Raw genomic sequence first — 7,762 nt, 5'->3', positions numbered from 1 at the left:
CGAGCACTTGCATCGAAGGACCAGCATGCTTAGGTCTGTATCGCGGTAGTTTTTACCGGGGTGTTACCGGGCGTTCCTCCAAGGATTTCAGTCCGCCCTTCGCCGCACCGCGCCACGGGGTACCTTGCGCACGTTGGGCGCCTCCGTGAGCATCCGGAGCATGTCCGACCTCGTGGTCCGCCTGGCGCCCCGCTCCCCTGCCCTCCCCATATGGACCGCCCTGCTCGTGCTGCTGGGAAGCCTGGGCTGCGCCGTTCTCCGGCAACCCTCGGAGGAACCGGCCCCCACCCTGGCGCCCGAGGTACTCCGGGCCGATCTGCACGTCCACGTCACCATGCGCGCGGCGCTCCGCCCCCTCTTCCAGGGCGAGCCTGGGGAGGGACTGCTCGCGGGTTCGCACGCGGAACGCCTCGTCAATCAAGTGGACCCGGCGGCGCTGCGGCGAGCGGGGGTGCGACTCGTGCTCGCCACGGTCTGGCCGCCCGTGGCTACCCGTCCTGGCCGGAGCGCGCTGGGCGAAGCGCTCCACCAATTGGAGGAGCTGGAGGACTTCGCCCGGCGCAGCCCGGACTTCGTGCTGGCGCGAAGCGTGGCGGAGGCCCGCGAGGAGCTCGCGCGCGGGGAGCTGGTGCTGATTCCGGCCATCGAGGGCGGCGAGGGCATCCGGCGCGTGGAGGACGTGGATCGGCTCCATGCGGCGGGAGCGAGGTCCATCACCCTCGTGCACTTCTTCGACAACCCGCTGGCGGATGCGGCCCCTCGCCCAGCGGATCGGCGCGGGCGGAGGGTTGATCGGCATCGGCCTCTTCCGCTCCCCCTTCCAGGAGGTGCCCTCCGCCGAGCGCTGGGAGGGGTTCCAACCGGGGACGTGTGATGACGATGTCGCCCACTGGGTCCACTACGCGCGGCAGGTGGGGCCCGAGGCCGTCATGCTCGGCAGCGACTTCAACAGCGTCATCCTGCGCGCCAGCCCGGGTGGCGCCTGTCCTCGGGGCCTGCGCCACACGGGGGACCTGCCGGCCCTGTTCGCCGCGCTGGAGGCCCATGGCGTCTCAAGGGACACCCTCGATGGCTCGGCAGCCCGGCTGCTGCGGGTGCTCGAGGCGGTGGAGGCCCGGGCGGACCCCGCCCTCCAGCGCTCGGCCCGGCAGCCCTCCGGACCTCGGGACGACCTCTTCCTCCATGACATATGATCGTCCGCGGCCCGCCCACCCCATCCCACATCCAACATCTCTTGGACTCGGTCCTTGCTTCCGGGTGTTGGCTGCCGTAGTCCACCGCCCGCCATGCTCGCTCATTCGGTCGTGAACGGAACCAGAACCTGGACCACCCCGAACGGGGAGTTGCGGCTGTGGCAACCCGCGCCGCACGTCATCGTGACGCGGTTCCAGGGGCCGATGTTCGACGCCCACCTCGCCCAACTCGCCATGGAGACGATCGTGGGGATCGTCTCCTCCCGACCCAAGACGGACGTCTTCCATGATTGGGAAGGGATGGAGCTGTACGCCACCGAGGCCCGCACCATCATGACGGAGCGTTCCGTGCCGATCGCCTCGCGGCTCAACTCCTTGAGTGTGCTGTTCGGCTCGAAGGTGGTGCTGATGGGGGTGTCGCTGGCCAGCCTCAAGCTGGGCGGCATCCGGCTCTTCACCAACCGGGAAGAGTTCGATCAGGCCGTCCAGCAGGCCGTGAACGCGCGGCCCGCCGGAACCTGAGGCGGATCGGCCGCGAGGCCCGTCACTGCCCGTAGGCCCGTTCGAGGATCTGCTCGTGGCTCGAGCCGCTGGCCTTCGCCGCCTCTACGTCGAGGCCCTCTCCATGGCCCCGGCCCCGGCCCTCGAAGAGGACTCGCGTGTCCATGAAGGTGGCGGTCTGGGGACAGGCGGGCAGCTTCAGCGCTGAACGAAGCAGCTCGCAGGGATGGGACTCGGAGACGTCGAACACGGCACCTCCCTCCCGCTTCGTGCGCAGGTAGAGCATCCGCCCCTCCGCGAAGCGCAGTCCCGTCACCCCCTGGCCCAGGAGGAACTCCACCTGGGTGCGCGAGCGCATCTCCCGCCACGGCGTCTGTCCCCCTTGAGAGAAGGGCAGCCACTTGCGCCAGCGCGGGGGGGGAAGCCCGAGCGCCCGCTCCTCCTCCGGCTTCACGCGCACGGTGCCCAGGAAGGTCTGGCAGTGCGTCGTATCGCAGAGGGGTCGACCCGGATGGCGGCTGTCCGGGTGCCGCTCGTTGTGCGCAACCACCCGGGCGAGTGCCACCCGCGGCTCCCCCGTGAGCGAGGCGTCCTCCGCCGACACCACGCCCGCCGTGTACTGGAGGCGCGTGGTACGGAAGAGGAAGTCCGAGCCCCGTCTCGCCTTGAAGGAATGGGGGTTGGAGGGCACTCCCGGCGGCGGCAGGTGGAGCGGCGGAGGAGACCACGAGAAGACACCGGCGTAATCGCGACCAGCCGGCGCCTCGGGGAAACGCACCCGCCAGGGGCTCCCCAGACACACCGCCGCGCCCTTCGAAACGAGCGGCGCCAGCTTCGTGAAGCCCTCGGGCACCGCTCTCGGGGTGCGTCCCACCAAGGCGAAGCCCATGCCCTGGCACTGGGCCTCGACGGCTCCCGAGGCCACCAGCCCCAGCACCTGCACCCGTGCGGCCTCCTGCCCGACGCGCTTGCGCCGCACCTTCGCCAGCAGCTCGGGCACCTCGTTCGCGAAGCTCCTCGGCATCTTCCCCGGCCGAGCCACCACCGCGATCAGCTCCTCGTCCACCGCGACGATCCACCCGAGCCTCGGCCGGCTCTCCGCGTCCCGCACCGTGCCCGTCTTCGTCGCCACGCCCACGAAGGCCTTGGACACGGACAGCTCCGACAGCGTCCCGAGCGCGGCGTTGTCGGCCAGCACCGCCATCAGCTCCGGCCTCGCCTCGGCCAGCAGCCGGTACGCCTGCGCCAGTCCCCACGGGGAGATGCGCAGCGTCGAGCGCAGTCCGATGGCATCCGCCATGTCCAGGGGCTCGCTGGACAGACCCACCGCGGCCAGCACCGGGCCCCACGGACCGAAAGCCTTGGGGGGCGCGCGCCCCTGCCCTTCCCAATCCAGGAAGTACCCATTGCACGAGCGCAGCAGCGCCGTCTTCACGTCCACATTCCCGGGCAGCTCGTCGCCACAGGACCACTCGGGCACGTCCGCTCGCGACGGCAGCACCGGTGGGGGCGCGGCACTCCCGGCCACCACGAAGGGCTTGAGCGTCGAGCCGTACGGCATCGCCCGCTTGAGGTCTCCCTCCGCGAACAGCACCTCGCCCGAGTGGCGGTTGAGTACCACCGTCGCGCTCGCGGCCGCCTCCACGGCCACGCCGGCCAGCTCTTCCACGGACAGTGGCACCGCCCAGCGTGCCCCATCCTGACACTGGCGCAGCCGGCGCGTGAGGGCCCTCGGAAACCCCGCGTCCTCGTTCAGCACGCGCGCCAGCGCCCGCCGGGCCCGAGGCGTGTCCACGTCCGGGTTGCGCGCCAGCTCCACCGAGGCGCTCGCCATCGACTGATAGGGCGCTTCCCGCCACTCGGCCAGCTCTCCGCTCACCGCGAGCGCGAAGGCCTCGTGGAACAGTCGGTCCTCCGCCGAGGCCGGGCACGCCCACCACAGGAGCTGGTGCGCCAGCTCATGCCGGAGCGCCACGCGCAGCCGCGCCTCCAGCACTCCGGGCGTGTTCTGCCGCAGCTCCACCACCCCCGGCCGGCCCTGCCCGTTGCGCGAGGGCAGCATCCCCTCGCCCCGCTGGAGGGAGAGGGTTGCCGGGGCCCGGGCGGGTGCACCACCGGCCTCGGCCACGTAGCGCGCCTCGAGCGCCTTCCACGTGGCTTCCGCCTCGGCCCGAAGCTCGGCCTCGGGCGTCACGTCTCCCTTCGTGAGGAAGACGGGGGTGGCCGCCAGCAAGGCGACCGTCACGGAGATCCAGCTCGCTACCACGTCACCACCCACCCATTGGAGCCAACCCCTCCCGGCCAACTCACGCCACGCTTCAGCTCGTCTCCTCGGCCTTGAAGTACGACTGCCGCGCGTCCCGGACCTGCCCCTGCTGCCCGATGCTGAGGGTCAGCGAGCCGCCGAGTGCGTCTCCGGCCGACTCACCGACGAGGCCGAAGGGGACGCGCACGGTCGTTCTGCCGAAGAAGCCGCCGGGTTGCAGATGCCAGCCCTGGGGAACGGTGAAGTCGACCGCGCCCTTCACCTGCACCAGCCAGCCGCCCGCGGGCTTTCTGTCCGCGTTGGTGTCCCCTGGGGTGACAGTGCTGCCCGAGGGCACCCGCAGGGTCACCGGCTCTCCGGGGGTGACCGTCCACCCTTGCGGGATGCGGACGATGAACTCGCCCGCGTCTCCTCGGTCCAGGAACTCCGCCAGACTGGCCAGGCTCTTGCTCATCACCGCCGCGTGGAGCTGCCCGCCCAGGTCCTGGACCACCTCATTGGACCCGGTGACCTTGATGCCGGCACAACCCTTCGCGCCGAGCCTCTTGGCCAGCCGGCTCACGGACGAGTTGAGCGCCGGCCGCAGGCGGCCCACCAGAGGTTTTTCAGCCACTCCCTTGGGCCCCTGCGCCGCGAGGCAGATGGCCAGGTTGAGCGTCTTGAGCTTCGAGTTCTTCGCCAGCCCATTGGCGATGAGCCAGTCGGCGATCTTGTCCGCGGAGAGGTACTTCTCGGCCCCGTCCGCGTTGGCCATGTAGAAGTTCCCCATGCCGTCGCCGTGCGCGTTGATTCGAATCTTGCCCCGCCCCGGCGCGTTCGCCGCCGCCACCCAGCGCACCATCTCCGCATACTCCGGCTTCTTGGTCGCGGCCTCGATGTCCACGATGGGCACGTACGAGGCGCGGTAGATGCCCGCCGCGAGCGGGATGGTCCCCGTCTCGTAGGTGTAGCCGGTATCGCCGACCAGCTCCTGGCTCACTTGCAGCGAGACGTGTGTCCGGTCCCCGCCCGACGCGAGTTGGACATTCGCGTTCTTGAGGAGCTGGTGGCGCATCTGGTCCACATTGGCCGCGGCGAAGTCGTACGCGCCACCGTAGGTGACGCGAATATCCCAGAACTGACCGTAGGCCATCGTCGCGGCTCCTGAGTGAGAGGCAAGGGAGCATAGGGAGCGCGATGAGCCAGGAGCAAGCGACGCCAGATTTTCACGCCGGCTGCAGGAAGCGTCCGTTCACGAGATGCTCGATGACCTCGCGCGCCGAGTGCGGGTCGAGCTTCACCTTCGCCCCCAGCTGCGCCACCGCGCTGGCGACCGTCGTCGGGCGCTCGAAGGCGGCCAGGGTGGCCAGGAGGATCTGACCGTCCTCGCCCTGATCCAGCGTCGGATCGGTGAACCTGCGCGGGCTGACCGAGGGAGCACAGACCAGGCTCGTTCCCTCGACCGACCGGACGACGGTCACCTCTTCCTGCGCCACCTTGGCGGGGACCCGGTGATGTCCCAACCACTCACCGAGCTTGAACTGAAGCATCGAGGGGGCGGTGTTCAACAGGCGCGTGCGTCCGTTGATCGCGACCCTGCGCCTCGCGTCGCTGTGCTTCGCCTCGAGGGCATCCACGTGCTCCGACGTGCGCTGCACCGCACCCTCGAGTGCCGCGTCGCGGAAGCGCAGCATCGGCACCGACACATCGCCTGGCTCACGTTGCTCGAAGTAGTCGAGGAACTCCGTGAACGTTCGCGCTTCGGTCACCATGTCGAACCGCGCGGGATGCTCGGTGACGAGCGCCCCGGGCTGCGCTTCGAGCCGCTGGTAGCCCACCAGACAGTCGAGGCTGATGACGCGCTCCACCAGGCGAACTTCCTCTTCGAGGGTGGTGGCACTGGCGAAGGGGAGACCCGCGATTCCAGAGATCTCGACGTCCAGGTTGGGATGGCGGCGGCAGCTGTCGATGAGCTCGAGGAGCTGCTGGTCCGAGGCACACGGCTTGAGCAGGCCGCGACGCATCTGCTCGTGCCGCTGCTGTTCCGAGAAGCAGCCGATGTCGAGCACCATGTGGACGTGCTCGAAGGTTCGGGCCAGGGCGTCGATGAGCTCTATCCGGGCCACCCCCCACAGGAAATACATGCAGGAGTGGCGTGAGAGATCAACCCCGGCCCAGGTGCTTTGCAGGAACTCCGCCGAGCTTCCCGAGAAGTCGTAGCGGAGCTGCCACGTCCGGTGGGCGATCTCCTGGTGATCGCGGCGCACACTCTCCTCGGAGCGCAGGAACGGCTTCGCGCGCCCGAAGGCCGCCTTCTGATTGCCACGGGCCCCACCACAATAGAGGCAGTTCTCGCCGCACCCCTTGCCGGGCGCGACCCACCCCGAGAAGGCGTGGCGATCCTGGTGGCTCAAGAAGATGTCGTTGAAGTGCGAGTAGTAGATGTCTTCGCTGTTCGTGGCGCCTTGCACGTACGCCAGTGGCAACCGCCGCGGGGATCCGTCCGGATCCCGGGTGACGCAGTTGGGCGGGGAGGGATCGCCCTGACAGAGCGCCAGCAGCGGCAGCTCGCCGTCGCCCAGGACGATGTGATCGATGCAGTCAAACGAGTGCAGCTCCCGCCACCAGTACGACGCGGTATTGCCGCCCACGACGATTCGGATGTTGGGGTCGATCTCGCGCAGCGTCCGAGCCAGGAGCAGCGCGCGGTGGACGTGGTGGAACCATTTGAGGCTGATCCCGACGAGCCGGGGGCGCACACGGGCCACCAGGGCTTCGAGCGAGCGTGCGACCTCGTCCTCGGATTGGTCCCCGTCGTAGAGCCGGACGAAGGCCTCGATCCCGCTGCGTCGCAGGTAGCTCGCGAGATAGAGGATCCCGCAAGTGGCCTCGCCGGTTCCGGCGCCGAGAAGGAGGACTGGAGAGAGGACGCGACGGCCATGCATGAGACGAAACCCGACCTTCCGAACACCCTGAGTATAGAGGGTCACGCGCCGAGGAATACGAGCGAGCGGGCGGTCGCCCCTCCCCGGCCTCGGCCACGTAGCACACCTCGCTACTCGGCGCAGTTCGTCGCGGACCACTTCTCGAGCAGGAGTCGCTCCCGGCGCTGCACGACACCGCTCAGAGTTGGACCAGCGTTTTGAAGCCGCCGTAGATCATCCGCTTGCTGTCGAAGGGCGTGCTCTTCGACTTCATCATGTCGGCCAGACGCGGATCTTCCATGACCTTCTTGTTGACGCGATCGCGATGCGCGCGCGACTTGAAGACGATCCACGAGAACACCACGGTCTCGTCCGGCTTGAGCTTGACGCTCCGCGGGAACGACGTGCGCTTTCCCGGTTTCACGTCATCGCCGACGCATTCGAAGACCTCGAGCGCGCCATGCTCCTTCCAGATCTTCCCCGCCTTCTGGGCCATGCGACGATAGGCCTGCACGTTGTCCCTGGGCACCGGTATGACGAAGCCGTCGACGTAGCTCATGACTCCCCCGCTTCAAGGTAGGCAGTGCGACGACGGCAAACGTGTTCCAGGTCGAGCCTGCCGTTCAAGTGCTCCCGTGCTGGAGCGTTCATCCTTCATCCCCGGGGGTCACATCCGGTCTCACCGACGCTGGCCAGCCGCAAGTCCTCGGAAAGACTCGCCAACTCACGCCGCGCGACCGCGATCTCCGGAAACATTGGGCCGCAGACAACTTCAAAGCGCGGCGCCCGATAATCCCTTCAACGTAGCACTCATCCTTCCAAAAGAGAGTCAGTCATGGGCTTCATCAAGGGCATCGGCAAGGCGTTCAAGAGCATCGGTAACTTCGCCAAGAAGGCGG

7 protein-coding genes are annotated in these 7,762 nt (G+C 68.7%); 3 read left to right on the top strand and 4 right to left on the bottom strand.

Annotation, left to right across the window (positions count from 1 at the left end):
* Positions 1 to 160: 160 nt before the first annotated feature.
* The 3 genes from VF794_RS15800 (at position 161) to VF794_RS15790 (ending at position 1,715) form a co-directional block, all read left to right on the top strand.
* Positions 161 to 874 (top strand): membrane dipeptidase, encoded by a 714-nt coding sequence (locus tag VF794_RS15800; protein ID WP_331111236.1) that lies wholly within the window; start codon positions 161 to 163, stop codon positions 872 to 874.
* Entirely contained in the window at positions 828 to 1,193 is a 366-nt protein-coding gene (locus VF794_RS41745; protein WP_331111234.1) for a hypothetical protein, read from the top strand. Before VF794_RS15800 ends, VF794_RS41745 begins: the two co-directional genes overlap by 47 nt.
* A 150-nt stretch (positions 1,194 to 1,343) precedes the next feature.
* Positions 1,344 to 1,715, top strand: coding sequence for a hypothetical protein (locus VF794_RS15790; RefSeq protein ID WP_331111233.1), 372 nt, complete (start codon positions 1,344 to 1,346; stop codon positions 1,713 to 1,715).
* A 22-nt stretch (positions 1,716 to 1,737) separates the two neighbouring features.
* Here VF794_RS15790 and VF794_RS15785 read toward each other — a convergent pair whose 3' ends face one another.
* The 4 genes from VF794_RS15785 to VF794_RS15770 all read right to left on the bottom strand — a co-directional run bounded on the left by VF794_RS15785 (position 1,738) and on the right by VF794_RS15770 (position 7,422).
* Entirely contained in the window at positions 1,738 to 3,939 is a 2,202-nt protein-coding gene (locus tag VF794_RS15785) for a hypothetical protein (protein WP_331111231.1), read from the bottom strand.
* A 73-nt stretch (positions 3,940 to 4,012) separates the two neighbouring features.
* The gene (locus VF794_RS15780) at positions 4,013 to 5,092 is read right to left on the bottom strand and encodes a hypothetical protein (RefSeq protein ID WP_331111229.1); all 1,080 of its coding nucleotides are present in this window, start codon (positions 5,090 to 5,092) and stop codon (positions 4,013 to 4,015) included.
* 73 nt (positions 5,093 to 5,165) lie between these two features.
* Positions 5,166 to 6,884 (bottom strand): B12-binding domain-containing radical SAM protein, encoded by a 1,719-nt coding sequence (locus VF794_RS15775; RefSeq protein ID WP_331111227.1) that lies wholly within the window; start codon positions 6,882 to 6,884, stop codon positions 5,166 to 5,168.
* A 178-nt stretch (positions 6,885 to 7,062) separates the two neighbouring features.
* Positions 7,063 to 7,422, bottom strand: a complete 360-nt coding sequence (locus VF794_RS15770) for a DUF1428 domain-containing protein (protein ID WP_331111224.1) — start codon at positions 7,420 to 7,422, stop codon at positions 7,063 to 7,065.
* Between the last annotated feature and the right edge of the window lie 340 nt (positions 7,423 to 7,762).

The sequence above is a fragment of the Archangium sp. genome (assembly GCF_036389735.1).
Lineage (GTDB): Bacteria > Myxococcota > Myxococcia > Myxococcales > Myxococcaceae > Archangium.
Note: the sequence above shows the minus strand (reverse complement) of the source record. Positions and strands in the feature narration are given on the sequence as shown.